The organism is Allobosea sp. 2RAB26 (assembly GCF_052115465.1).
In the GTDB taxonomy this organism is placed as follows: Bacteria; Pseudomonadota; Alphaproteobacteria; order Rhizobiales; family Beijerinckiaceae; genus Allobosea.
In genome coordinates, this window is the sequence record NZ_JBFRGS010000011.1 from 68312 (window position 1) to 92473 (window position 24162).

Sequence of the window (24162 nt, forward strand, 5' to 3'; positions counted from 1 at the left end):
CCATCGGGTGGTCCGGCGCAATGGCTCTCCTTCTTCGCTCCGGGCAAACAACCCGGCGAACCGCGACAGTGACACGATGGAGCAATCCACCCGACGGGGGCCAATCGAAGACATAAGGACCCTTTTGTCGTCATGCGCGCATTGCGCCGTTCAGTCCTCGTCGCGTCTCCGAAGCAGATAGGTATCCATGATCCAGCCCTTTTCCTCTCGCGCTTCGCGCCGGATGCGCTCGATATCGCCCATCACCTCCGAGAGCTTTCCGGCGATCAGAATCTCGTCCTTGGTGCCGAGATAGGCGCCCCAATAGATATCGAGATCTTCACCCGCGACACTCTTGAAGGCCTGGTCCCCGTCGAGCATGACGACCACTCTATCGAGGTTATTGGGAAAGCCTTCCGCGAGTTTGCGTCCCGTGGTGATCAGCACGGGCTCGCCAATCCGGTTGAGGGCGACCCGGTGTCGCGCCGCAAGGGCCTGCACGCTGCTGATGCCCGGGATCACATCGTATTCGAGAGCGAAGCCCCTGGCGCGAATATGCTCGACGATCCGCAGCGTGCTGTCATAGAGCGTCGGATCACCCCAGACGAGGAAGGCTCCGCATTCACCGTCCCCGAGTTCTTCCGTGAACAGGCCCTCGTAGTCATGGGCAATACGCGCATGCCACTCGTCGACGCTGCCACGGTAATTCGTTCCGGCGGGGGCACGCTCCGGGATCGGCACCGGAACCAGGCGATAATCCGATCCTTCGATGAAGCGCTCGCAGATGTCCTTCCGCAGCCGTCCGAGCTCGGCCTTGTCTGTCCCCTTGTCGGGAATGAAGAAGACGTCGGCCTGGTTGAGGGCGTTGATCGCCTGGACCGTGACATAGTCGGGATTGCCGGCACCAATTCCGATGATCAGGATCTTGCGCATTCGGCCTCCATGTCGGGGCTCAGATGGCCCACCGTTCGGCAGCCATAGCACGTGGGGCGACAGCGCGAGCAGCTGCGCCATGACGCCCTCGAGGCCGATCGCCGCATAGTTCGACCACTCCCCGCTCTTCACAGGCCAACGAATAGGCCGTGGCAAGCTGTTGACAGAATTGTCGCGATAGCCACTAGATATGGTGGTCACGGTCTCTCGAGTCGCAAGATCGAGAGCTAAGAGGGAAGCCGGTGCGAAACCGGCGCTGCCCCCGCAACTGTCAGCGGCGAGTACTTGTCCAGACTATCAGTCACTGAGGCCGCCAGGCCTTGGGAAGACGGGACAAGAGCGATGACCCGCGAGCCAGGAGACCTGCCGCGACAGCAGAATCGTCCTCGGGCGGGGTGTCCCGGTGGATCGCTTGGTCATGTCTGCGGGCGCTCGTCGCTGCGACATTCTCCGTTGCGACTCCGCCTGGCCTTTGCCCCCTACAGATTGGGGTTTGAAAGCCGATGTCCCTCGCGACCGATACCATCCGCCCTGAGACGTTCAGCCCGATCGCATCGCAAGGCAGCGATGCGCGATCGACCGCGGAACCGGGCTACCAGGTGATCCGCCGCAACGGCAGCGTCACCCCGTTCGACGCCTCCAAGATCAGCGTCGCTCTGACCAAGGCCTTTCTGGCGGTCGAGGGCAGCAGCGCCGCTGCCTCGCGCCGAATCCACGACATCGTCGCGGAGTTGACCCAGCAGATCGTCGCCGGGCTGACGCGGCGCGCCGATGCCGGCCGTACCTTCCATATCGAGGATGTGCAGGATCAGGTCGAACTCGCGCTGATGCGCAGCGAACACCACAAGGTCGCCCGCGCCTATGTGCTCTACCGCGAGGAACGAGCCCAGGAACGGGCCCGCGCCAAGGCGGAAGCGAAGCCTGTGGTCGCCTCCGCGCCGGTGCTGCGCATGAAGGCAGCCGACGGCGCGCTCGTGCCGCTCGATGGGGCTCGCCTCGCCACGGTCATTCGCGAAGCCTGCGCCGGGCTCGACGGCGTCTCGGCTGAAGCCGTGCTGAGCGAAGCGCAGCGCAACCTCTATGACGGCATCAGTCAGGATGAGCTGGCGCAGGCGCCGATCCTGGCTGCGCGCACCCTGGTCGAGACCGAGCCGAACTATTCCAAGGTCTCGGCTCGCCTCCTGCTCGACAAGCTCCGCCGCGAGGCGCTGAGCTTCGTCTCCGGTCGTCCGGAACAGGCGACTCAGGCAGAAATGTCAGTACGTTACGGCGACTATCTCCACGCCTATGTGAAGACCGGCATCGCCAACGAGCTGCTCGATCCCGAGCTTGGACGCTTCGATCTCGCCCGCCTTGCGGCTGCGCTCAAGCCGGAGCGCGACCTCCAGTTCGATTATCTCGGCTTCCAGACGCTCTATGACCGCTATTTCCTGCATGTCCGAGGCAATCGCTTCGAGCTGCCGCAGGCCTTCTTCATGCGTGTCGCGATGGGTTTGGCGATCCGCGAGATCGACCGCGAGGCCCGGGCGATCGCCTTCTACGACCTGCTCTCCTCCTTCGACTTCATGGCCTCGACGCCGACCCTGTTCAACGCAGGAACCCTCAGGCCGCAGCTCTCCTCCTGCTTCCTGACCACGGTGCCGGACGATCTCGACGGCATCTTCAAAGCGGTGAAGGACAACGCCCTGCTGGCCAAATATTCCGGCGGGCTGGGCAATGACTGGACGCCTGTGCGTGGCCTTAGCGCTCATATCAAGGGCACCAATGGCGAGAGCCAGGGCATCGTGCCGTTCCTGAAGGTCGCCAACGACACCGCGATCGCCGTCAACCAGGGTGGCAAGCGCAAGGGCGCGGTCTGCGCCTATCTCGAAACCTGGCATGTCGACATCGAGGAGTTCCTCGATCTGCGCAAGAACACCGGCGACGACCGCCGCCGTACCCATGACATGAACACGGCGAACTGGATCCCCGACCTGTTCATGCAGCGCGTCGCCGCCGGAGGCCAGTGGACGCTGTTCTCGCCCGACGAGACGCCCGACCTTCACGATCTCTACGGCAAGCCGTTCAAGGCGGCCTATGAGGCCTGTGAAGCCAAGGCCGAGCGCGGCGAGATCAAGGTGTTCAAGCGCCTCAACGCGCTCGATCTCTGGCGCAAGATGCTGACCATGCTGTTCGAAACCGGCCATCCCTGGATGACCTTCAAGGATGCCTGCAACCTGCGCTCGCCGCAGCAGCATGCCGGCGTGGTGCATTCCTCGAACCTGTGCACCGAGATCACGCTGAACACCTCGGCCGACGAGGTCGCCGTCTGCAATCTGGGCTCGATCAACCTGGCAGCCCATGTGACGGCGGGCGGGCTCGACCGGGCCAGGCTCGGCAAGACGGTCGCGACCGCGATGCGGATGCTCGACAACGTCATCGACATCAATTTCTACACGATCCCCGAGGCACGCCGCTCGAACCTGCGCCACCGCCCGGTCGGCCTCGGCATCATGGGCTTCCAGGATGCGCTGCAGACCTTGCGCCTGCCCGCGGCGTCCGAGGGTGCCGTAGCCTTCGCCGACACCTCGATGGAGGCGATCAGCTGGTTTGCGATCTCGGCCTCGGTCGATCTTGCCGCCGAGCGCGGTCGCTACCCGAGCTTCGAAGGCTCGCTCTGGTCGAAGGGCATCCTGCCGATCGACTCGCTCGACATCCTCTCGGAGGCCCGCGACGGCGATGTCGAGCTCGATCGTTCGACGACGCTGGACTGGGACAGCCTGCGCGAGCGGGTGAAGACCACCGGCATGCGCAACTCGAACTGCATGGCGATCGCCCCTACCGCAACGATCTCCAACATCGTCGGTGTCTCGCAGTCGATCGAGCCGTCCTATAGCCAGCTCTACGTCAAGGCGAACATGTCGGGCGACTTCACGGTCGTGAATGCCGACCTCGTCCGCGATCTCAAGGCGCGCGATCTCTGGGACGAGGTCATGGTCTCGGACCTGAAATACTACGACGGAAAGGTCAGTCAGATCGACCGCGTCCCCGACGATCTCAAGGCGCTCTACGCAACCTCCTTCGAGATCGAGACAAGCTGGCTGATCCGCGCCGCCGCACGCCGTCAGAAATGGATCGACCAGGGCCAGTCGCTCAATCTCTACATGGCGCAGCCTTCCGGCAGGAAGCTCGACGAGGCCTATCGCCTCGCCTGGCGGCTCGGCCTGAAGACGACCTATTACCTGCGCGCGCTCTCGGCGACCCATGTCGAGAAGTCGACGCTGAAGGGCACTGACGGCAAGCTCAACGCGGTGTCGGCAACGGTCCCCGTCGCGTCCAAGCCGATCCTCGTCGACATCCCGCTCGACAATGGCATGGCCGTGCCGAACGCCTGCTCGATCGACGATCCGACCTGCGAAGCCTGCCAGTGAGGCAGCGGCGGCATCCACGCTCGCCTTCGCGATGGATGCCCGGCCCTGCCCGATAGCGAACGATACGGACGGCCGGGGCAGACCCGGCCATGACATTCAGACCCGATTGGATATTCATCATGCTCGACTGGTCAGACAGCAAGCCTGCCACCGCCCTCGATCTCAATCCGGCCGCGCCCGGCGGAACCTCTGCCGATGCCACCGGCCTCGGCGAGATCGATCGCTCCGGCGGCCGCGTCAGCGTCGACGAGAAGCGGATGATCAACTGCCGCGCCGATGTGAACCAGCTCCTGCCGCTCAAGTACAAATGGGCCTGGGAGAAATACCTCGCCGGCTGCAACAATCACTGGATGCCGACAGAGGTCTCGATGCAGGCCGATATCGCTCTGTGGAAGTCGAAGGACGGGCTGACCGAGGACGAGCGCCGCACGATCAAGCGCAATCTCGGCTTCTTCGCGGCCTCGGAAAGCCTCGTCGCCAACAACATCGTGCTCGCGATCTACCGTCATCTCACCAATCCGGAATGCCGGCAGTACCTGCTGCGCCAGGCTTTCGAGGAGGCGGTGCACACCCACACCTTCCAGTACATCGTCGAGAGTCTCGGCCTCGACGAGGGCGAACTCTTCAACATGTATCGCGAGGTGCCCTCGATCACCGACAAAGCGGCCTGGGCCCTGAAGCACACCCAGCATCTCGACGATCCCGATTTCGAGACCGGCACGCCCGAGGCCGATCAGGCCTTCCTGCGCGACCTCGTCGCCTTCTACGTGATCTTCGAGGGCATGTGGTTCTATACCGGCTTCGCCCAGATCCTGTCGCTCGGCCGACGCAACAAGATGGTCGGCATCGCCGAGCAGTACCAGTACATCCTGCGCGACGAGAGCATTCACCTGAATTTCGGCATCGACGTGATCAACCAGATCAAGATCGAGAACCCGCATCTCTGGACCAAGGCCTTCCAGGACGAGCTGCGCGGCATGATCCGCGACGCTGCCGAACTCGAGGCCGCCTATGGCCGGGACACCATGCCGCGCGGCTTCCTCGGCCTGAATGCTGCGCTCTGCGAGCAGTACATGCATTTCATCGCCAACCGCCGTTGCGCGCAGCTCGGCCTCGCGCCGGTCTTCGCGGAAACGGAAAACCCGTTCCCCTGGATGAGCGAGGCGATGGACCTGAAGAAGGAGAAGAACTTCTTCGAGACCCGCGTCATCGAATACCAGAACGGCGGCGCCCTGAGCTGGGAGTGAGCCGAGAAGGATGGAGCCGTCTCGCTGCAGGGCTCCATCAGCAGGCGGTGTGGTCGGTGCCTGCGGCTTGACGCCGCCTTGGGCCCCTCTATGGTCGGCCGCGATCAAGGTTCCTCGGGTCCAGGCCCGAAGCTAAGAGGGAATTCGGTGAGGCGCCCTGCGCCGAATCCGAGGCTGCCCCCGCAACTGTAAGCGGCGAGCTCTTCTCCCAACGTCCACTGGCGCTCTCACGCCGGGAAGGCCGGGCGAAGCCAGCGCTGACCCGCGAGCCAGGAGACCTGCCCTGATCGCAGAAGCGTCTTTCGGGCGGGGTGTCCGGGGGGATTTGCGTCGGCGGCAGGTCGTAGACCCGCACCCCCGAACCGATCCGCTCAAGCTCCCGGCTCGTCATCTCGGGGAGCGATGAATTCCATGTCCATGATGCCGAACCACGCGGTCGCAGCCGCGGCAGAGCGCTTGACGCAGACTCGTCGAGCAGTCTATCAAAATTGTAATATTGTTGCATTACAGGATCGGCCGTGCGAGGCCCCCGAGCCTCGCGACGCATGCCGCCGCTCGACGCTATCGGAGACTTCAATGCGCAGCGCCGCACGCCTTTCTTGCCTTTCGTTCGTCGCAGCCATCGGCATGTCGATGTCCGGAGCGGCCTTGGCCGCGCCGACGCAGTATCCGCTGACGCTGGAGAATTGCCGGGAGACGATAACGTTCAACCAGGCGCCAAAGCGCGTCGTGGCGGTCGGACAGACGCAGACCGAGATCCTCTACGCGCTCGGGCTCGGCGACAAGGTCGTGGGCACAGCCGTGTGGTTCAGCCCTGTCGCGAAGCCCTATGAGGCGGTCAACGCCAAGGTGAAGCGGCTTGCCGACAACGATCCGAGTTTCGAGGCCGTCGTCGCCCAGGAACCCGACCTCGTGACTGCGATGTTCGAATGGCATATCGGCCCCAACGGCATCGTCGGCAAGCGCGACCAGTTTGCGAAGCTGAAGGTGCCGACCTATGTCTCGCCCACCGACTGCGTCGGAAAGGACAATTCCGGGCCGGGCGACGGCGTCCGCACGCAGATGTTCACGATGGATCTCGTCTACCGCAATATTCGCGAGTTCGGGCAGATCTTCGACGTCTCCGATCGCGCCGAGGCGCTGGTCGCCGAATTGAAGGCCCGCGAGGACAAGGCGGTCGCTTCTGTGGCCGGTATCAAGCCGCAGGATGTCCCCGTCGTGGTCTGGTTCTCCAGCAAGGACATCAAGGGCGACGCCTTCCTGGCCGGCAAGAATGGCGTGCCTGCCTATATCCTGTCGAAGCTCGGCGCCCGGAACGTCATCACCACCAACGAGGAATGGCCGCTGGTTGGTTGGGAGACCGTCGCTTCCGCCAACCCTGCCGTCATCGTCGTGGTCAAGATGGATCGCCGGCGTTTCCCAGCAGATGACATCAATCTCAAGCTCGACTTCCTCAAGACCGACGCGGTTGCGAGCAAGCTCGACGCCAGCCGGCAGCAGCGGATCGTGATCATGGATGTCGGCGCGACCAGGGCCGGGCTTGATACGATCGACGGCATCGAGGCGCTGGCCAACGGCATCAAGAGCTTCGGCCTCACCAAGTGAGCCATGGAGTGGTTCGGCCCAACTGGTTGGCGAGGGGCGCAGTAGCGATCCTCGCCTTCGTCGTGATGATACTCGCGATCGCGCTCGCCGTGACAATCGGCGAAATGTCGATCCCGCTTGCCACGGTCTTCAGGGCCCTGGGCAACGGGTTGTTCGATCTCGACTACCCCGTGAGCGCGATCCAGCAGGGCGTCATCTTCGACTACCGGTTGAGCCGGGCTGTGGTGGCGGCCCTCTGCGGAGGAGCGCTCGCGCTTTCGGGCGCAATCCTGCAGGCGCTGCTGCGCAATCCGCTCGCAGAGCCCTATATCCTCGGTATCTCGGCCGGAGCCTCGACGGGTGCGGTCGCGGTGATGATCCTGGGCTTCGGCGGTGCTGCGCTCAGCATATCTGGCGGTGCCTTCCTCGGCGCCATTGCTGCGCTCGTCATCGTTGCCTTGCTCGCCGCAGGGGCCGGTGGCGCGACCGACCGCGTGATCCTCGCAGGCGTCGCCGGATCGCAGCTGTTCAATGCGGCGACCGCGACGATCGTCACCACGCTGGCCAGTGCCGAACAGGCCCGCGGCGTGATGTTCTGGCTTCTCGGTAATTTCGGGGGGGTGCGCTGGCCCGATGTCTGGCTCGCTACGCCAGTGGCCTTCGCGGGCTTCGCTGTCTGCATCTTTCATACGAAGGCGCTCGATGCGTTCGCCTTCGGCGCGGATGCCGCGGCCGCGTTGGGCGTGGCGGTGACCCGCGTGCGCATCGTGCTGTTCGTGACGACGGCTGTGATGACAGCGACCATGGTCAGTATCGTCGGCACGATCGGGTTCGTCGGTCTCGTCATACCCCACGCCGCGCGCTTCCTGACGGGCCCAGCCCATGCCCGGCTGCTCCCGGCATGCCTGATCATCGGTGCAATCTTCATGATTCTTGCCGACATCCTGTCGCGGACGCTGGTGCCGCAGCAGATTCTGCCGATCGGCGTCGTGACGGCGCTGTTCGGCGCCCCGGCTTTCGCCTTCATACTCTATCGCGCGAGGCGACCGGCATGACGCTGGCCGCGCGCGACGTCCGTTGGAGCGCCGGAGGGCGCGTGATCGTGGACGGCGTGACGCTGCACGCCGAACCGGGAAAGATCCTCGGTCTCATCGGCCCCAACGGTTCGGGAAAGTCGAGCCTGTTGAGGCTGCTGTGCCGCCTGCGCAAGGTCGCAAGCGGCGTGGTGACGCTGGACGACCGCGAGATCGGCACCTTGTCGCGGCACGACCTCGCCCGGCGCCTGGCCTTTGTCGAGCAGCAGGCGACGACTGAAATCCAGCTCTCTGTGTGCGACGTCGTCAGACTCGGACGGACCCCGCATCGCGGCGCACTCGCGTCCTGGACAGCGGCCGACGAAGACGCGGTCGAGGCCGCGCTGGCACGCGTCGATATGGCCGATCGACATGACCAGTTCTGGCATACGCTATCGGGCGGAGAGCGCCAGCGCGTCCACATCGCGCGCGCACTCGCGCAAATGCCGAGTGAACTTATCCTCGACGAGCCGACCAACCATCTCGATATCCAGCACCAACTCTCGATCCTGACCCTGATCAGGCGCCTGGGTATCACCTGCATCATGGCCTTGCATGATCTCAACCTGGCATCGCTTTTCTGCGACGAGATCGCCGTGCTGCATGAGGGCAAGCTGGTCGATGCCGGGACGCCGGAAACCGTGATGACCGAAGCGCTGATCCAGCATGTCTTCGGTGTCGCGGTCTCCATCCGCCGCGCCGCATCGGGCCGAAGGCATATCGAGTATCTGATCGAACCCTTTTGAGGCGGGAAAGCCATGACGATGCAGCGAAGCGTTGGGGCCGGCGTCACCGACTACTGGAACGCCCGTGCCCCCAAATTTGATGGTGCTGCCTCCCATGTCGCCCAGAGCGAGCTCTGGCGGGCCGTGCTTGAGGCCGCCTTCCAGGCGGATGGCCCCAAGGACGTTGTCGATCTCGGGACCGGGACGGGCGCTTGCGCCCTCCTCGCCGCGTCGCTGGGGCATCGCGTCCGCGCCTGCGACGGGTCTGCGAACATGCTGGCGGTCGCCCGTGCGGCGGCTCGGCAAGCCGGCCTCGGCATTGCGTTTCAGGACGCCACGATCGAAGCGGCCGAGATTACCGATGCGTCGGCCGATATCGTCACGCTCCGCAATGTCCTCTGGACGCTCGAGCGCCCCATTGAAGGGTTGCTGCAGGCCCACCGCATTCTGCGGCCGGGCGGTCTCGTGCTCGTGTCCGACGGGTTGTGGTCGGTGGCTCCTGAATATCGTTCCACCTATCCAGAGGAGCTTGCCGCACGCCTACCCCTGCATGATGGCTTGACGGAAGCCGCAGCACAGGACCTGCTCGCGCAAGCTGGGTTCTCCGGGGTCAGATGCTGGCAGCACCTGCTCCCCGCTTCTCCCTACCCGGGAAATGTCCCCGTCTTCGTCCTGACTGCCCGCTCACTCGCTGGCTAGCCGCGCAGGCTTCAGCTCATCAATCGAGCGGGCCTCAAGCCGCGCAGGCTATTGCCCAGGAACCAGTGCCCGGCCCGAGCGAGATCTCCCGGGCGCAGTTGCCGCTCAACGGCCCGTCCGCTCTCGATCAGGGTCTGGCGCAGCACGCCCGGCAAGAGACCATCGGACAGGGGCGGTGTGAGCAGGATTCCGTCCCGCTCGACGAAGATGTTGCTGCGCGTTGCTTCGGTGACAAAGCCTGCGCGGTTCTGGAAGACGGCTTCATCGGCCCCGCAATCGACGGCTGCCGCAAATGCGGTCTCGTAGATACGACGGCGCGTTGTTTTGTACCGCAGGAATGGGTCGCCTTCGTCGGCCCTTGCGGCGGCGAGGACGACCTCGAGAGGCCGGTCCGGCTCGGCAGCGAGCACTGGTGCGGCGATATCGAGCACGCCGTTGCGATGGAGTTCGAGGCGGATTCGGCGCAGCCCTTGCGGCGCAAAGGTCTCGACCAGAGCAGCAAGACGCGTTTCCGCCTCGTCGCGGTCGAAGCGGAAGCCGAGCGCCTTTGCCGAACGGTCCAGGCGGTCGAGATGCAGGTGCAGCTGTGCAAAACCGGTCTCATGCGACCAGCCCATCGTTTCAATAAGCCCGTAATCAACAGCCAGGTCGGTCAGGACACGGGCCTTGAGCAGGCATTCGGAATACTCGTCCGCAGCACGCGAATCCGTGACGATGCCGCCGCCAACGCCATAGCGGCCGGCACCGCCCGGAAGGATCGTTGCTGTACGGATCGCGACATTGAAGCGAAGATCGCCATTGGGCGAGATCTGCCCGATCGAACCGGTATAGAGATCGCGCGCCCCGTCCTCAAGTTCGCGGATGATCTCCATCGCACGCAGCTTCGGCGCGCCTGTGATCGAGCCGCAGGGGAAGACAGCCCGCAGCAGGTCTTCGAGCGAGAGGCCGGGACGCAACCTGGATGTCACCGTCGACGTCAGCGTGTGAAATGTCGGATAGGTCTCGACCTGGAAGAGGCTTGGCACTTCGACCGACCCCATGGCGCTGATCCGTCCGAGATCGTTGCGCAGCAGGTCGACGATCATCAGGTTCTCGGCGCGTTGCTTGGGGTCGGCCTGCAACTCTTCCATAGCGGCGCGCTCCGCTGCCGGTCCGTCGCGCCGCGGTGCTGTTCCCTTCATCGGGCGCGTCGTCGCCCGCCCCGACTCGACCTCAAGAAAGAGCTCCGGCGAAACCGACAGGATGCTCGCATCGTCGATGGCGACGATACCGCCATGCGCCACGGGCTGGCTCGACCGCAAGGCGGCATAGAGCGCGAGGGGATCGCCGTCGTAGCGAAAGTCGATCGGAAAGGTCAGGTTGATCTGGTAGGCGTCGCCGGCGTGAAGATAGTCCAGCACACGCTGGATCTTGGCCGCGTGCGCAGGCGCATCGAGCTGCGGACGAACAGCGCCGAGCGACGGCGGGGGCCCCAGTGCTCCAAACGTCTGATCCAGCTGCGCTGCAGGAAGCTGCAACGGCGCCGGAAACAGCCCGAACCACAGCAGGGGGAGCGCCCTCGCCTGTGGCATCGACGCGACGAGGCGTGGCTCGAAGGCGTATCCCAGCTCGTAGCTCAGGAAGCCGGCGGCATGCAGCCCCCGGGACAGGCCATCTTCGATTCGACCGAGCGCAGACGAGATCTCCTCGGTATGGTCGCATCGAACGACCTCGACCGGATCACAGTAGAGTTGGGCCGACGCGGCCGCCGCGAGCCGATCCTCCAGCAGCACGAAGGGGCGCCGCGTCGTGAGCATGGTGTCGATGGTAGGCGGCATCGGCGGCGTGGTTTCTGATTGGAGTATAGAGGCTGCGCTCGAAGCGGCTTCGTGGATCGTGCGATGCCTCGCTCCGATGGCAGCCTGGAATTGTAGGCCCGATCGCGCCCCGCCGTGAGCCCGACGAGAGCCGAGCCGAATGCTCGGCGAGCGATGGCCAGGGAGCTCCGCTGTCAGCTCAGCTCCGCAGGCCGGGAGCCTCCTGGCCCGTGCGCGCGACGTATTCCGTATAGCCGCCACCATAGGTGTGAACGCCCTCGGGGGTCAGTTCGAGAACGCGGTTGGACAGTGCGGCGAGGAAATGGCGGTCGTGCGAGACGAACAGCATGGTCCCCTCGTATTGCGCCAAGGCCGTGATGAGCATCTCCTTCGTCGCGATATCCAGGTGGTTGGTGGGCTCGTCCAGCACCAGGAAGTTCGGCGGATCGTAGAGCATCTTCGCCATCACCAGCCGGGCCTTCTCGCCACCGGACAACACCCTGCACCGCTTCTCGACATCGTCGCCGGAAAAGCCGAAACAGCCGGCCAGTGCTCGCAGCGAGCCCTGCCCCGCCTGGGGAAACGAGTCTTCGAGCGACTGGAACACGGTGGCGTCACCGTTCAGCACCTCCATGGCGTGCTGGGCGAAGTAACCCAGCTTGATGGTGCCGCCCAGCGCGACCGTGCCGTCGTCCGGCTCGGTGGCCCCTGTCACCAGCTTCAACAGCGTCGATTTGCCGGCGCCGTTGATGCCCATCACGCACCAGCGCTCCTTGCGGCGCACCTGGAAATCGAGCCCGTCATAGATGCTGCGGCTGCCGTAGCGCTTGTGCACGTTCTTCAGGGTGACCACATCCTCGCCGGAGCGCGGTGCTGGCAGGAATTCGAACTGGACTGTCTGGCGGCGCTTGGGAGGCTCGACCCTGTCGATCTTCTCCAGTTTCTTCACGCGGCTTTGAACCTGCGCGGCATGCGAGGCGCGTGCCTTGAAGCGCTCGATGAAGTTGATCTCCTTGGCAAGCATCGCCTGCTGGCGCTCGAACTGGGCCTGCTGCTGCTTCTCGCTGAGCGCGCGCTGCTGCTGGTAGAACTCGTAATCGCCCGAATACGTCGTCAGCGCCCCGCCATCGATCTCGACGATCTTGTCGACGATCCGGTTCATGAACTCCCGGTCATGCGAAGTCATGAGCAGTGCGCCATCATAGCCCTTCAGGAAGTCCTCGAGCCAGATCAGGCTCTCCAGGTCGAGATGGTTGCTCGGCTCGTCGAGCAGCATGGCGTCAGGGCGCATGAGCAGGATCCTGGCCAGCGCGACGCGCATCTTCCAGCCTCCGGAGAGAGCACCGACATCGCCGTCCATCATCTCCTGGCTGAATCCGAGGCCGGCGAGCACCTCGCGCGCCCGCCCATCCATGGCGTAGCCGTCGAGCTCCTCGAACCGCCCCTGGACCTCGCCATAGCGCGTGATGATCTCGTCCATCTCGTCCGCGCGGGCGGGATCGGCCATGGCGGTCTCGAGCTCCTTCAGCTCGGTCGCAACGGCGCTGACCGGGCCCGCCCCGTCCATGACCTCGGAGACGGCGCTGCGGCCGGACATGTCGCCGACGTCCTGGCTGAAATAGCCAATGGTCACGCCGCGATCGACGGCCACGAGACCCTCGTCGGGCGCCTCCTGCCCCGTGATCATGCGGAAGAGCGTTGTCTTGCCGGCGCCGTTGGGGCCGACAAGGCCGACCTTCTCCCCCTTCTGGAGCGCTGCGGATGCCTCGATGAAGACAATCTGCTTGCCGTTCTGCTTGCCGATGTTCTCGAGACGAATCATGCTTCTACGGGACCAAATTTCAGGGAGGTCCCGCGCCTTTAAGCCATGGGCCGCGCCCACGGAAGGGTTTGCCTGCAATTCATTCAGCTCTTGCCGAGGATCTTCAGCGTGCCGCCAGCCAGACCTTGGCAGCGGCCGCATCGGCCTCCGATAGCTCATGTCCAGCTGGGATCACTTGCGCCTCGACCTGGGCGCCGGCTTGCCTCAGCCGCGCTTCCAGCTCCGCTGCATGCACACCAAAGGGATCGGAAGCCCCGGCCAGGATCAGGATATCCGCCCCCGCAAGATCGGTCTCCTGCGGCAGTTCGAGCACGTTCATCGCGCGCAGCAGGATGGCCCGGCGGATCAGGCCGGGATGGATCTGCATCATCGCGGCAAGGAAGTTCGCGCCGTTGGAATAGCCGAGATAAGTCGTGCGTGCCGGATCCAGCCCGTAACCCTTTGTCGCACTCGCGACGAAGGCCGCGAAGGCGGCGGCCTCGGCACGAATATCGGCCTGGTCGAATTCGGTCGGCGACGATCGGCGAAACCAGCGTGCTGTGCCCTCCTCCGTGCTGCGTCCACGCACGCCGAGCAAGGTCGCTTCCGGCGCGATCCGGTGCGCCAGCGGCATCAGATCCGCCTCGTTGCCGCCGGTGCCATGGAGCAGCACGAGAGTGCTGCCGTCCGTCGTCGCGGGCACATGGAAACGGTGCACGAAGGGCAGATCGCGATAGGTCATGCGCGGTTCTCCCGGCAGGGAGAATTGCGGCAGCACGACACGGATCTCGGAAGCCCGGCTGCCATCGGATGGAGGAACCATCAGGCTGGTTCCAAGCCTGTCCTCGGGCTCGTCGACCGTAAATCCCGGGCCGTCGCTCGCCAGTTCTATCAGGGTGCCGCCGGGTTCGCGGACATAGAGAGAGGTGAAGTATTTTCTGTCGTGAAGCGTGGTGACCGAGGAATTGAGGCGTGCCAGAGAACTTTCGATGGCCTTCACTGCGGCCTCGTCCCTCGCCCGGAAGGCGACATGGTCCGCGATGCCCGTGCCTGGAGCTCCGGGCCAGAACCCGCCGGCATCGCGGATATCGATGACGTCGCCACTATCGGACACCATGCGCTGAACAGCGGTCGTGGCCGCAGCTGGCCGGTAGCCGAAGCGTGCGACGAAGGCGGCCGTTTCCTCCCGCGTTTCAGACAGGATGGTTGCGCCGCGAACCCGGCGGATCGCATCCTCGGGTGCGATTCCGGGCGCCTGCCATGGCGCCGCGGCCGCCATATCCGTACCCACGAGCTTCACGATCACCCCGTCGGGGTCGCGCAAACGCAAGACGGGCTCGCCGAATTCCTGCTTCGGTCCCTCAGTGGGCACGCGCTGCGTCAGTGCCCGCGTCAGCCAGAAGCCGATGCTCGCCGGTGGCACGGCCAGCGCGATCTCGCTCACCTGCCCATGTCCGACCCGACCTGGCGAGCCGTCCTGCCAGACGAGAAAGGTGACCAGCGAGCCAGGCGAACCCAGGCGGTCGCCGTAGAACAGGTGGAGTTGCTCCGCATCCTCGTAGCCGCCGGTCTGCTTGACGAGGCGCAGGCCGAGGAAGCCGACATAGAAATCGACATTGGCCTGCGCATCGCGGGTGATCAGCGTGAGGTGGTGGATGCCTCCGGTCATATCGTCTCCTCAGACAGGTCCCGCCTCGGCCATAAGATAAGCTCAGGCTTGCAAGCGCCCGCTTTACGGAGCCGCGCGGCGATAGGCGAAGTAGCGCCCTTCCGGGATACCATCGGGGAGCGAAACGGCAACCAGCGCAGGATGCTCGAGATCGGAGCCGCTGATGATGAGTGCATCGTCCTGCGCGAGTGCGGCAACATGCTCCGGCAACCAGGCCAGATGGATACGGTCGCGTTCCGGCACACCTGTTGTGGCGTCGACATGGATCAGCGCGGCACTGCGGCCATGGCGCTCCACGAAGTCCGGTAGCGTCTTTGCCATGTCGCCGAGCACCAGCGCGCTCTCCGCAGGCATCGAACGCGGATTGGCCATGGCCTCACGGTCGAAGGCATAGATCTCCCGCTTCGGCAGGATTTCGCGCAGATGATCGTATGTGCGGCCATTGCCGAGGCCAAGCTCGAGCACGAGCCCATTGCGGTTGGTGACGGACTCTGCCGCCCAGTCGAGGATGCGGCGCTGGGCTTCGAGGCGGCGGATAAAACTGTCGAGGCGGCTCATGAAAAGCGTCTGTCTCCGGCATCGGCGCAATCGCAATTGCGGGCTTCGCATCGGCCAAATGGCTTGCTTGTCATTTGCTGCGGCCGATGCCCTAATCCATTTAGATGCATACAGAATGCCGCAATGGCATCGCGTCAATGGCCATCAAGAGCCTGGTTTCGTTTCAGGGAGGACGAGCATTCATGATCAAGTCTAGCTGGCTCATCGCGCTTGCGGTATCCGCGGGTTTCGGCGTGGCGGCCACTGCTCCGGCGCAGGCCCAGGCCTGGCCGCAGAAACCCATCACCTTCATCGTGCCATTCCCGGCCGGCGGCGGCACCGATGCCTTTGCCAGGCCGATCGCCGCCCAGCTCGAGCAGCAGCTCGGGCAGCGCATCATCATCGACAATCGTGGTGGCGCCGGCGGCACCGTGGGCGCTTCGGCAGCGGCGCGGATGGCTCCGGACGGCTACACCTTCTTTGTCGGAGCCGCGCATCATGCGATTGCGCCTGCGCTCTATCCGAAGCTCGACTACAATATCCAGACCGATTTTGTTCCGGTCGGCGTCATCGCCCAGCCGCCCCAGGTCGTCGTCGTCCATCCGGGCAAGGTCCAGGCCAAGACGCTGGCCGAGCTGATCGACTACGCCAGGAAAAATCCCGACAAACTCAACTACGCATCAGCCGGAAACGGCACGACACACCATCTTGCAGGTGAGCTCTTCAAGCTCGTCACCAAGACCAACCTGACCCATGTTCCCTACCGCGGCGCCGGACCGGCAATGCAGGATCTGGTCGCTGGCCAGGTCGATGTGATGTTCGACGGGCTTGGCTCCTCGGCCGCACAGGTGCAAAGCGGTGCGCTGCGTGCCCTGGCGGTCGCCGCCCCGGCGCGCTCGGATGCCATTCCCGACGTTCCGACCGCCAAGGAGGCCGGCCTTGACGGTTACGAGGTCGCGACCTGGTACGCCATCTGGGCGCCGAAGAACACGCCGGACGACATAGTGACGCGCATGCGCGGCGAGATCGAGAAGGCGCTGAAGGCTCCGATGATCACCGAGGCCTGGAAGAAGAACGGCTCCACGATTCCTGCGATCTACGGGGCCGATTTCGGCAAGTTCGTCACAGCTGAAGTGGCGCGCTGGGGCAAGGTCGTCGACGACGCCAAGATCAAGCTCGACTGAGGCGGCCTTCCCGGAAATGGCGTTCAGCCTTCGTCGCCCGCGCCGTCGATCACGGCGCGGGCGATTGTCATCGTAAAGCCAGCCCGGGCGAGCGCCGCGAGATCCTTCTGGCGGTTCTCGGCACGGTCCCTGCGGCTCCAGGGCCCAAGCCGCTTGCGTCGGGCGGCGATCCGCGCCGCAGCCAGTTCCTCATCCTCGGTGGCGCGGCTCACCTCCGCGACCAGCTCGCGTCCGACGCCTTTGGCCGCAAGTCGCGCGGCAACGGCGCGAGCGGACTGTCCCTTTCGGCGCAAGGTTGCCGCCCGTCCTTCCGCAAAGCGCTTGTCATCGACCAGCCCTGCCGCAACGCAGCGCGCTACCGTTTCATCGATGAGTGCGGCGAAGGATCGGGGTTCGTCGCCATGGTGGCGGCAGCTCATCATCACCTTGCGCTGGAGGACCCGGTGCAACTGCCCGGCTGGGGCCGAGTAGCGTTCGAGGTAATGCATCGCCGCACGCTGCAGATAATCGGCACTGATCCGCCGTGGCGGTTTGCGCGGACTGGCGCTGCGCGGGGCGCCGGCCCCATTGGCACCGCTCATTCTAGTCCAGACCAGGTTTCGATCGTGCCGACTTGATCGATGAACGCCGGTCCTTGCTTTGCAGGCGGCGCTCCTTCGATGCCTTTGTCGGCTTGGTCGGCCGGCGTGTCTCGGGGCGGACCGCGGCCTCGCGGATCATGTCCAGCAGGCGCTCCAACGCCTCCTCACGATTGCGCTTCTGGCTCCTCTGCGCCTGGGCGACGATGACGATGACTCCGTCCTGCGTCAGCCTGCTGCCCGCGATCTTCATCAGCCGGATCGCCACATCATTCGGCAGGGACGGAGATCGGCGCGCATCGAATTTCAACTGGACCGCGCTCGATACCTTGTTGACATGCTGCCCTCCTGGCCCGGAGGAGCGCACGAAACTTTCCTCGAGCTCGCTCTCGTCGAGGGTAATGGACGGGGTGACTTGAATCATGGGAGGACGGTAGCTCAACCTCCGGAGAATTGCAGCGTTGAAGCCCTCTCGCGATATTGCCCGGCTGATCGAGATCATGGCGGCGCTAAGGGCGCCCGGCACCGGCTGCCCCTGGGATCTGGAGCAGGGCTTTGCTTCGATCGCCCCTTACACGGTCGAGGAGGCCTATGAGGTCGCCGACGCGATCGCGCGCGGTGACAAGATCGATCTCAAGGACGAACTCGGGGATCTGCTGCTGCAGGTGGTCTTCCATTCGCGCATGGCCGAGGAAGAGGGCTCCTTCTCCTTTCCCGATGTGGTCGAGGCGATCACCAGCAAGCTGATCCGCCGCCACCCGCATGTCTTCGGCGATGCGCGAGACCTCTCGCCGGCCGAGGTCAAGGCGCTCTGGCACCGCATCAAGGCGCAGGAGAAGGCCGACAAGGCCGCAGCCCACCGCGCTGCCGGGCTGCCCGAGGCCAGCGAGGACAGGGGCGTTCTCGCCGGCGTTCCCCATACATTGCCCGCTCTCACCCGCGCCTGGAAGCTCCAGGCCAAGGCCTCGACCGTCGGATTCGACTGGAACGATGCCAGGCTCGTTCTGGACAAGATCCGCGAGGAAACGGCGGAGATCGAGGAGGCCCTTGCCGGCGGCAGCAAGGAGGCCATCCGGGAGGAGATCGGAGACCTGCTCTTCGTCGTCGCCAATCTGGCGCGTCATGTCGATGCCGACCCCGAAGGGTGCCTCAACGCGGCCAACACCAAGTTCGAACGCCGGTTCCGGGGGATCGAAGACGCCCTTGCCACCGAGGGCCGGGACGTGAAGGATGCGACGCTCGACGAACTGGAAGCGCTCTGGCAGGCGGTAAAGCGCATGGAAAAGGCGAAGGCCGGCGCTGGCTAGAGCGTCGGCCCGAGAGGTAGATTGCGGTTTTCGGGAAAGCCGATGCAAACACGGAAGGTCAGGTCACCGGACCCGATGTGATATCCGGTCCGGTAGTCTAACCTTGGCGTTCTGCCTGGGGAAAACGCGCCCCAAACGCCCCTTCCCGCTCGGGCGGGAGCCGCACGGTCAAGGCGAGGGCGCCGTCCTCCGCATCCTCGCGGCTGAGGACCTCGCCATTGGTGTGCAGCCAGGCAAGCGACTTGCCGTCGCCGGGCTCGAGCGTGAGCCGGTAGACCGGCCGGCTGCGCGCGATGCGGGTTTCGATCGCGTCGGTCAGGCGGTCAACGCCTTCGCCCGTCAAAGCTGAAACCAGGACGGGACGTGACGCAACCGGCCTGAGCTCTGCCAGCGCAAGCTGCCGGTCGTGCTCGTCTCCGACAAGCAGGTCGGCCTTGTTCCAGACCTCGACGACCCGCTGTCCATCATCGGGATCGATCCCGAGGTCCCTCAGGATGGCCTGCACATCGGCAGCCTGGGCCTGCGTATCGTCATGAGCGAGGTCACGCACATGCAGCAGCACATCGGCTTCGATCGCATCCTCAAGCGTGGCCCGGAAGGCCGCGATGAGCTGGGTCGGCAGGTCCGAGATGAACCCGACGGTGTCTGAGAGCATGATGCGGGCACCATGCGGCAGCTTGATTGCGCGCGCGGTCGGGTCGAGCGTCGCAAACAGCATGTCCTGGGCCAGGACGTCGGCCGAGGTCAGTCGATTGAACAGCGTCGACTTTCCAGCGTTGGTGTAGCCAACCAGCGCAACAACCGGGTAAGGCACGCGTTTCCGGCTGGCACGATGCAGTGAGCGAGTACGTTTCACTGTATCGAGATCGCGCTCGATCTTGGTCATCCGCTCCTGGATGACGCGCCGGTCGGCCTCGATCTGCGTCTCGCCGGGACCGCCAAGGAAGCCGAAGCCGCCACGCTGGCGTTCCAGGTGGGTCCAGGACCGCACCAGGCGGCTCTTCTGGTAATTGAGGTGGGCGAGTTCGACCTGCAGCGCGCCCTCCTTGGTGCGGGCGCGCCGTCCGAAGATCTCAAGGATCAGGCCGGTTCGGTCGATGACCTTGCAGCCCCAGGCCTTTTCAAGATTGCGCTGTTGCACCGGCGACAGCGCGCAATCCATCACGACGAGGCCGATCTCCTCGTTGGTGATGCGCTCGGCGATCTCTTCGACCTTGCCCTTGCCGAGATAGGTCGCCGGTCTCAGCGCCGTCAGCAGCGCAGAGATGGGCTCCACTACGAAAAGATCGATCGCAGCCGCAAGTCCCACCGCCTCGTCCAGCCGCGCGGCGAAGGAGCGTTGATTCGCATCCGCCGCCGCGCCGCGGCGCTGCAGGTAAGGGCCGATGACGAAGGCACGGGTATTGGCCGCGATGTCGCGCTCGATCTCGTCGAGCGGCTTCATCCCGGCCGGTACGTCGTCCGTGCCCGAGCGCCCTGCCACGGCCTCAGGCCTTGTCCGTTTCCTCAGGCTCGAAGAGCTGAACCGGATGGCCGGGCATAATGGTCGAGATGGCATGCTTGTAGACGAGCTGCGAATGTCCGTCGCGACGGAGCAGCACGCAGAAATTGTCGAACCAGGTGACGACGCCCTGCAGCTTCACGCCGTTGACGAGGAAAATCGTCAGCGGAATTTTCTGCTTGCGGACGTGGTTGAGGAAGGTGTCCTGAAGGTTTTGAGCCCGCTCTGCGGCCATGTTCAGCCCCTGTTGTTGGGATCGCGCTTCGGGTTGCGTTGGCGATCCAATTCGTTCCGTTCAGCGTCCGGCCGAGCGCCGGGGCATTTCGGAACACCGATAAGGTCATTAGACCGCGTGCATATGCTGCAATGCAAGTGGTTCGACAGGCATGCGCAGCAGATAGTCCTGCGTTCGACGCAGGCGCACATGCAGATCGCGCCTGCCTCTCCGTCAGCCGACCCCGAGCGACTTCAGCTTGCGGTGCAGGGCTGAGCGCTCCATGCCGATAAATTCGGCCGTGCGTGAGATATTTCCGGAGAAGCGAGCGATCTGTGCGATCAGATACTCGCGCTCGAAAATCTCGCGCGCATCGCGCAGTGGCAGGCTCATCAAGCGTTCGCCGCCAGACCCCGACGGCGTCGTCGGGACCATGGCGCCCACCTCGGCGGGCAGCATCTCGATGGTGATGTCGGCGCTCGGATCCCCCTTGGTCAGAATCATCAGCCGTTCGACATTGTTGCGCAGTTCGCGGACGTTACCAGGCCATTCATGCGACTGCAGAACCGCCATCGCGTCGCCGCCGATTCTGCGCTTCGGCAGGCCGGTCGCGACCGAGATCTGGTCCATGAAGAACTCGATCAGTTCTGGCACGTCCTCGCGCCGCTCGGAGAGTGACGGCACGCGCACCGGCACCACGCTCAGCCGATGATAGAGATCCTCGCGGAAGCGCCCGTCGGCGATCAACTGGGCGAGATCGCGGCTGGTCGATGAAATGATGCGGACATCGACATGGACGCGCGTCGCGCCGCCGACGCGCTGAAAATTCTGATCGACGAGAACGCGCAGGATACGGTTCTGCGTCTCTCGCGGCATGTCGCCGATTTCGTCGATATAGAGCGAACCGCCGTGAGCTTCCTCGAGCGCCCCGACCCGGCGGGAACGGCCCTCCCCGCCCTCGACGCCAAAGAGCTCCTCCTCCATCGTTTCCGGCGTGATCGTCGCTGCGTTGATGACGATGAAGGGGCCGGTCGACCGGCTGGAGGCCTCGTGCAGGGTCCGGGCGGCCAGCTCCTTGCCGCATCCGGGCTCGCCGGTGATCAACACGCGCGCATTGGTGGGCGCGACGCGGTCGATGGTCTGGCGCAACTGGTTGACGACGGTCGACTTGCCGACGATCCGGCTTGCCTGCACCGAGCGCGTCTTCAGTTCGCGCACTTCGCGCCGCAGTCGCGACGCTTCGAGCGCGCGCTCGGCGACCAGGATCAGCCGGTCGGCCTTGAACGGCTTCTCGATGAAGTCATAGGCACCGCTCTTGATGGCGGACACCGCGGTCTCGATGTTGCCGTGACCGGAGATCATCACCACCGCAAGGTCCGGATGACTCTCCTTGATCAGGTCGAGCACCTGCAAGCCGTCGAGCCGGCTGCCCTGCAGCCAGATGTCGAGAAAGACCAGGTTCGGCCGGCGGGCCGCGATCGCCGCCAGAGCCTCGTCCGCCGATCCCGCCTTGCGCGTGCGGTAGCCCTCGTCCTCGAGCAGGCCGGAAACCAGTTCCCGGATGTCGACTTCGTCGTCTACGACCAGAATGTCAGCGCTCATTCCTGAGTTCCGTTCTGCTTGTTCATGGCGATATCGGCGGGCTTGCCACCGGCTTCGGCATCATCGGGTTGCTGCTCCGGCCCGGCTTGGGGGAACCAGAGCCTGACGCGCGCGCCGCGTCCGCCTTCATGGACGTCCGGTCGGTCGAGCAGTTCGATGCCCCCGCCATGGTCCTCGAGGATCTTGCCGACGATCGCGAGACCGAGCCCGGTGCCGCCCTCGCGTGTCGTCATATAGGGTTCTAGCAGCTTCTGGCGCTGATCGATGGGCAGGCCTTTGCCGTTATCGATGACGTCGATGATGATCAAGCCATCGTCGCGACGCTGGAAAGAGACATCGATCCTGCCGGGGCCGCGTTGGTCCATCGGCAAGGCTTCGATCGCTTCGGTGGCGTTCTTGATGACATTCGTGAGCGCCTGGGACATCAGCCGGCGGTCGAACTGCGCCAGAACAGGCTCCGCCGGCAGATCCTCCGACAGCGTCAGCTCCGGATTGCCGACACGCATCAGGAAGACGATCTGGCGCACCGTCTCGACGATGTCCTCACGCTCCAACGAGGGCTTCGGCATGCGCGCAAAGGAGGAGAACTCGTCGACCATGCGCCGGATATCCTCGACTTGGCGCACGATCGTCGCCGTGCATTGCTCGAAGATCTCCTTGTCGTCGACGATCACGCGCCCGAACTTGCGCCGGATGCGCTCGGCCGAGAGCTGGATTGGTGTCAGCGGATTCTTGATTTCATGGGCAATGCGCCGTGCGACGTCGGCCCAAGCCGCCGTGCGCTGCGCCGAGACCAGATCGGTTATGTCATCCAGCGTCACGACAAGACCTGCGCCAGCTCCCTCGCCTTCACGCACGGCGCGGACATTGACCATGCGGTCATGGCCGGCACGCGTGATCGCAATCTGACCGGAGCTTTGTCTCTGCCGATTATGCAGCGCTTCGGCAACGAATCCTGCGATTTCGGGGGCGACCTGACCGATCGGCTCGCCCAGCAAACGGCCGCCGGCGCCAAGCAGGATCTCCGCAGAGCGGTTCATGATGGTGATGTGGCCGTCGGCATCGAGGCCGAGCACGCCGGAGGATACACCCGACAGGACCGTTTCGGTGAAGCGCCGTCGTCGATCGATAACTTCGCTGGCCGTGACCAGCCCGTCGCGCTGCCGGCGCAGCTCCGCCGTCATCTTGTTGAAGGTTTCACCGAGATGGGCAAGGTCGCCCTCCGATCGTCGTATCGGGACCTGGACATAGAAATTGCCGCTGGAGACCTGGTCGGTCGCGTGGATCATGCGTCGGATCGGCGCCACGAGCCCGTTGGCGAAACTGAGTCCGATCCAGATCGCCGAAAGCAGCAGGATGACGGCGATCAGGGCATACATCGAGGCAAAGGCGATCTGCACGCCCTTCCGGCGTGCATCGATCGAGAGATACTCGACGGCGGCGCCACGGGCGACGGCCGGAAACTCGACGGCGAGCGGGTTCACCTCACGGGCGACATAGAGGAAAGCGTTGTCGTAGGTCGGCAGCTTGACCAGCGCGCCGAAGATGCGCCCGGTCGAGGGCAGCACACAGATCGGCTCGGGCGAGGATTGCGCATCCTCGAACGCGGCTTCATCGGGTTTTGGCGCATCGCGCAGCACATCGATATTCGCCCTGACAAGCACCGTCGCCGGCGGGCGCATGATCGTGGCGACCGGCACGCCGAGCGCCGTGGCACGGGCTGTCAGGAAGTTCTCGAACCATTTGCGGTCGGCATCGAAGGCAGGTTTCGCCCGCGTCAGATCGTCCGCCAGCACACGGATTTCGCGGCCGAGCGACTGGCACTGGCCCGCCGCATAGGCGTCGGCGACCTCTACCGATTTGAAGATGGCATCGCGCATCCGATCCGAGAACCAGGGCTCGAGGCCGCGTTCGATGGTAACGGTCGCGATCACCGCCACGAGCACCGCCGGCAAGGCGGCAATGATGCTGAACAGGCCGACGATGCGGACATGCAACCCGGCGGCCGCAGCCCCGGCACGCCTTGCCCGGATCAGCACCGCCGTCTCGAATGCGACGATGATCAGCAGCAGCAGGATCAGGAAGCCGTTGAGCACGAAGACGCCGATGACGACCTCGTGCACCGGCACGATGGGAGTCGCGCCGGACAGGACGAGGAACGTCACCAGTGCCGAGACGAGCGCGAACACGACGACGAGGGCCCCGAGCCAGCCCGAGACGCGTCGCGGCGTATCCTCGCCACGCGGCGTGATCCTGATATCGCTGATGGAGGCGGTCACTCTGTCTCAACAACTCCGCGAAAGCCGGACGCAAGGGTGCCCGG

Annotated in this window: 19 protein-coding genes and 2 riboswitches; of the genes, 8 read left to right on the plus strand and 11 right to left on the minus strand. The window is 64.7% G+C overall.

Annotation, left to right across the window (positions count from 1 at the left end; translation table 11 throughout):
- Window positions 1–150 precede the first annotated feature (150 nt).
- Window positions 151–912, minus strand: a complete 762-nt coding sequence (gene cobF, locus AB4118_RS21255; RefSeq protein WP_441491617.1) for a precorrin-6A synthase (deacetylating) — start codon at window positions 910–912, stop codon at window positions 151–153.
- A gap of 183 nt (window positions 913–1095) precedes the next feature.
- Window positions 1096–1297, plus strand: a riboswitch (cobalamin riboswitch).
- A 118-nt stretch (window positions 1298–1415) separates the two neighbouring features.
- On the opposite strand from cobF, the gene AB4118_RS21260 reads away from it, so the two are divergent.
- The 6 genes from AB4118_RS21260 (at window position 1416) to AB4118_RS21285 (ending at window position 9650) form a co-directional block, all read left to right on the plus strand.
- Complete coding sequence (locus tag AB4118_RS21260; RefSeq protein ID WP_441491618.1) at window positions 1416–4322, plus strand: ribonucleoside-diphosphate reductase subunit alpha; 2907 nt, start codon at window positions 1416–1418, stop codon at window positions 4320–4322.
- 119 nt (window positions 4323–4441) lie between these two features.
- Complete coding sequence (locus AB4118_RS21265) at window positions 4442–5569, plus strand: ribonucleotide-diphosphate reductase subunit beta (protein WP_441491619.1); 1128 nt, start codon at window positions 4442–4444, stop codon at window positions 5567–5569.
- 90 nt (window positions 5570–5659) lie between these two features.
- Window positions 5660–5869: riboswitch (cobalamin riboswitch) on the plus strand.
- Window positions 5870–6145: 276 nt separating this feature from the next.
- Window positions 6146–7174, plus strand: coding sequence for an ABC transporter substrate-binding protein (locus tag AB4118_RS21270; RefSeq protein ID WP_441491741.1), 1029 nt, complete (start codon window positions 6146–6148; stop codon window positions 7172–7174).
- A 65-nt stretch (window positions 7175–7239) separates the two neighbouring features.
- Entirely contained in the window at window positions 7240–8208 is a 969-nt protein-coding gene (locus AB4118_RS21275) for a FecCD family ABC transporter permease (protein WP_441491742.1), read from the plus strand.
- Window positions 8205–8972: an ABC transporter ATP-binding protein gene (locus AB4118_RS21280; RefSeq protein WP_441491620.1), complete on the plus strand. Its 768-nt coding sequence runs from the start codon at window positions 8205–8207 to the stop codon at window positions 8970–8972. Before AB4118_RS21275 ends, AB4118_RS21280 begins: the two co-directional genes overlap by 4 nt.
- A 12-nt stretch (window positions 8973–8984) precedes the next feature.
- Window positions 8985–9650, plus strand: coding sequence for a class I SAM-dependent methyltransferase (locus AB4118_RS21285; protein ID WP_441491621.1), 666 nt, complete (start codon window positions 8985–8987; stop codon window positions 9648–9650).
- Window positions 9651–9661: 11 nt separating this feature from the next.
- Here AB4118_RS21285 and AB4118_RS21290 read toward each other — a convergent pair whose 3' ends face one another.
- The 4 genes from AB4118_RS21290 to AB4118_RS21305 all read right to left on the minus strand — a co-directional run bounded on the left by AB4118_RS21290 (window position 9662) and on the right by AB4118_RS21305 (window position 15474).
- Window positions 9662–11467, minus strand: a complete 1806-nt coding sequence (locus tag AB4118_RS21290; protein ID WP_441491622.1) for an aminodeoxychorismate synthase component I — start codon at window positions 11465–11467, stop codon at window positions 9662–9664.
- Between the two features lie 178 nt (window positions 11468–11645).
- The gene (locus AB4118_RS21295) at window positions 11646–13268 is read right to left on the minus strand and encodes an ABC-F family ATP-binding cassette domain-containing protein (RefSeq protein ID WP_441491743.1); all 1623 of its coding nucleotides are present in this window, start codon (window positions 13266–13268) and stop codon (window positions 11646–11648) included.
- Window positions 13269–13371: 103 nt separating this feature from the next.
- A complete protein-coding gene (locus tag AB4118_RS21300; RefSeq protein WP_441491623.1) occupies window positions 13372–14916 on the minus strand; it encodes a VOC family protein in 1545 nt (514 codons plus the stop codon).
- A gap of 63 nt (window positions 14917–14979) precedes the next feature.
- Window positions 14980–15474: a class I SAM-dependent methyltransferase gene (locus AB4118_RS21305; RefSeq protein WP_441491624.1), complete on the minus strand. Its 495-nt coding sequence runs from the start codon at window positions 15472–15474 to the stop codon at window positions 14980–14982.
- A gap of 182 nt (window positions 15475–15656) precedes the next feature.
- Here AB4118_RS21305 and AB4118_RS21310 point away from each other — a divergent pair, with 182 nt between their 5' ends.
- Window positions 15657–16637, plus strand: coding sequence for a Bug family tripartite tricarboxylate transporter substrate binding protein (locus AB4118_RS21310; RefSeq protein WP_441491625.1), 981 nt, complete (start codon window positions 15657–15659; stop codon window positions 16635–16637).
- A 23-nt stretch (window positions 16638–16660) separates the two neighbouring features.
- Here the strand turns inward: AB4118_RS21310 and AB4118_RS21315 are convergent, their stop codons facing one another.
- Window positions 16661–17218, minus strand: a complete 558-nt coding sequence (locus AB4118_RS21315) for a regulatory protein RecX (protein WP_441491626.1) — start codon at window positions 17216–17218, stop codon at window positions 16661–16663.
- Between the two features lies 1 nt (window position 17219).
- Window positions 17220–17639, minus strand: coding sequence for an alternative ribosome rescue aminoacyl-tRNA hydrolase ArfB (gene arfB, locus AB4118_RS21320; protein WP_043234302.1), 420 nt, complete (start codon window positions 17637–17639; stop codon window positions 17220–17222).
- Between the two features lie 37 nt (window positions 17640–17676).
- Between arfB and mazG the strand changes: the two genes are divergently transcribed.
- Window positions 17677–18522 (plus strand): nucleoside triphosphate pyrophosphohydrolase, encoded by an 846-nt coding sequence (mazG, locus tag AB4118_RS21325; RefSeq protein WP_441491627.1) that lies wholly within the window; start codon window positions 17677–17679, stop codon window positions 18520–18522.
- A gap of 97 nt (window positions 18523–18619) precedes the next feature.
- Here the strand turns inward: mazG and hflX are convergent, their stop codons facing one another.
- From hflX to AB4118_RS21345, 4 genes are all read right to left on the minus strand, one after another.
- Window positions 18620–19966: a GTPase HflX gene (gene hflX, locus AB4118_RS21330; RefSeq protein WP_441491744.1), complete on the minus strand. Its 1347-nt coding sequence runs from the start codon at window positions 19964–19966 to the stop codon at window positions 18620–18622.
- Window positions 19967–20009: 43 nt separating this feature from the next.
- A complete protein-coding gene (gene hfq, locus AB4118_RS21335) occupies window positions 20010–20258 on the minus strand; it encodes an RNA chaperone Hfq (RefSeq protein WP_069880868.1) in 249 nt (82 codons plus the stop codon).
- Between the two features lie 213 nt (window positions 20259–20471).
- The gene (gene ntrX / locus AB4118_RS21340; RefSeq protein WP_441491628.1) at window positions 20472–21839 is read right to left on the minus strand and encodes a nitrogen assimilation response regulator NtrX; all 1368 of its coding nucleotides are present in this window, start codon (window positions 21837–21839) and stop codon (window positions 20472–20474) included.
- Window positions 21836–24118: a sensor histidine kinase NtrY-like gene (locus tag AB4118_RS21345; protein ID WP_441491629.1), complete on the minus strand. Its 2283-nt coding sequence runs from the start codon at window positions 24116–24118 to the stop codon at window positions 21836–21838. Before AB4118_RS21345 ends, ntrX begins: the two co-directional genes overlap by 4 nt.
- Window positions 24119–24162: the final 44 nt, after the last annotated feature.

Coding starts and splice junctions, on each gene's coding strand:
- hflX (WP_441491744.1), bottom strand. CDS start 19,966: ATGAAGCCGCTCGACGAGATCGAGCGCGACATCGCGGCCAATACCCGT.
- AB4118_RS21305 (WP_441491624.1), bottom strand. CDS start 15,474: ATGAGCCGCCTCGACAGTTTTATCCGCCGCCTCGAAGCCCAGCGCCGC.
- AB4118_RS21265 (WP_441491619.1), top strand. CDS start 4,442: ATGCTCGACTGGTCAGACAGCAAGCCTGCCACCGCCCTCGATCTCAAT.
- cobF (WP_441491617.1), bottom strand. CDS start 912: ATGCGCAAGATCCTGATCATCGGAATTGGTGCCGGCAATCCCGACTAT.
- arfB (WP_043234302.1), bottom strand. CDS start 17,639: ATGATTCAAGTCACCCCGTCCATTACCCTCGACGAGAGCGAGCTCGAG.
- AB4118_RS21290 (WP_441491622.1), bottom strand. CDS start 11,467: ATGCCGCCTACCATCGACACCATGCTCACGACGCGGCGCCCCTTCGTG.
- AB4118_RS21310 (WP_441491625.1), top strand. CDS start 15,657: ATGATCAAGTCTAGCTGGCTCATCGCGCTTGCGGTATCCGCGGGTTTC.
- hfq (WP_069880868.1), bottom strand. CDS start 20,258: ATGGCCGCAGAGCGGGCTCAAAACCTTCAGGACACCTTCCTCAACCAC.
- ntrX (WP_441491628.1), bottom strand. CDS start 21,839: ATGAGCGCTGACATTCTGGTCGTAGACGACGAAGTCGACATCCGGGAA.
- AB4118_RS21300 (WP_441491623.1), bottom strand. CDS start 14,916: ATGACCGGAGGCATCCACCACCTCACGCTGATCACCCGCGATGCGCAG.
- AB4118_RS21295 (WP_441491743.1), bottom strand. CDS start 13,268: ATGATTCGTCTCGAGAACATCGGCAAGCAGAACGGCAAGCAGATTGTC.
- AB4118_RS21260 (WP_441491618.1), top strand. CDS start 1,416: ATGTCCCTCGCGACCGATACCATCCGCCCTGAGACGTTCAGCCCGATC.
- AB4118_RS21285 (WP_441491621.1), top strand. CDS start 8,985: ATGACGATGCAGCGAAGCGTTGGGGCCGGCGTCACCGACTACTGGAAC.
- AB4118_RS21270 (WP_441491741.1), top strand. CDS start 6,146: ATGCGCAGCGCCGCACGCCTTTCTTGCCTTTCGTTCGTCGCAGCCATC.
- AB4118_RS21315 (WP_441491626.1), bottom strand. CDS start 17,218: ATGAGCGGTGCCAATGGGGCCGGCGCCCCGCGCAGCGCCAGTCCGCGC.
- AB4118_RS21275 (WP_441491742.1), top strand. CDS start 7,240: ATGATACTCGCGATCGCGCTCGCCGTGACAATCGGCGAAATGTCGATC.
- AB4118_RS21280 (WP_441491620.1), top strand. CDS start 8,205: ATGACGCTGGCCGCGCGCGACGTCCGTTGGAGCGCCGGAGGGCGCGTG.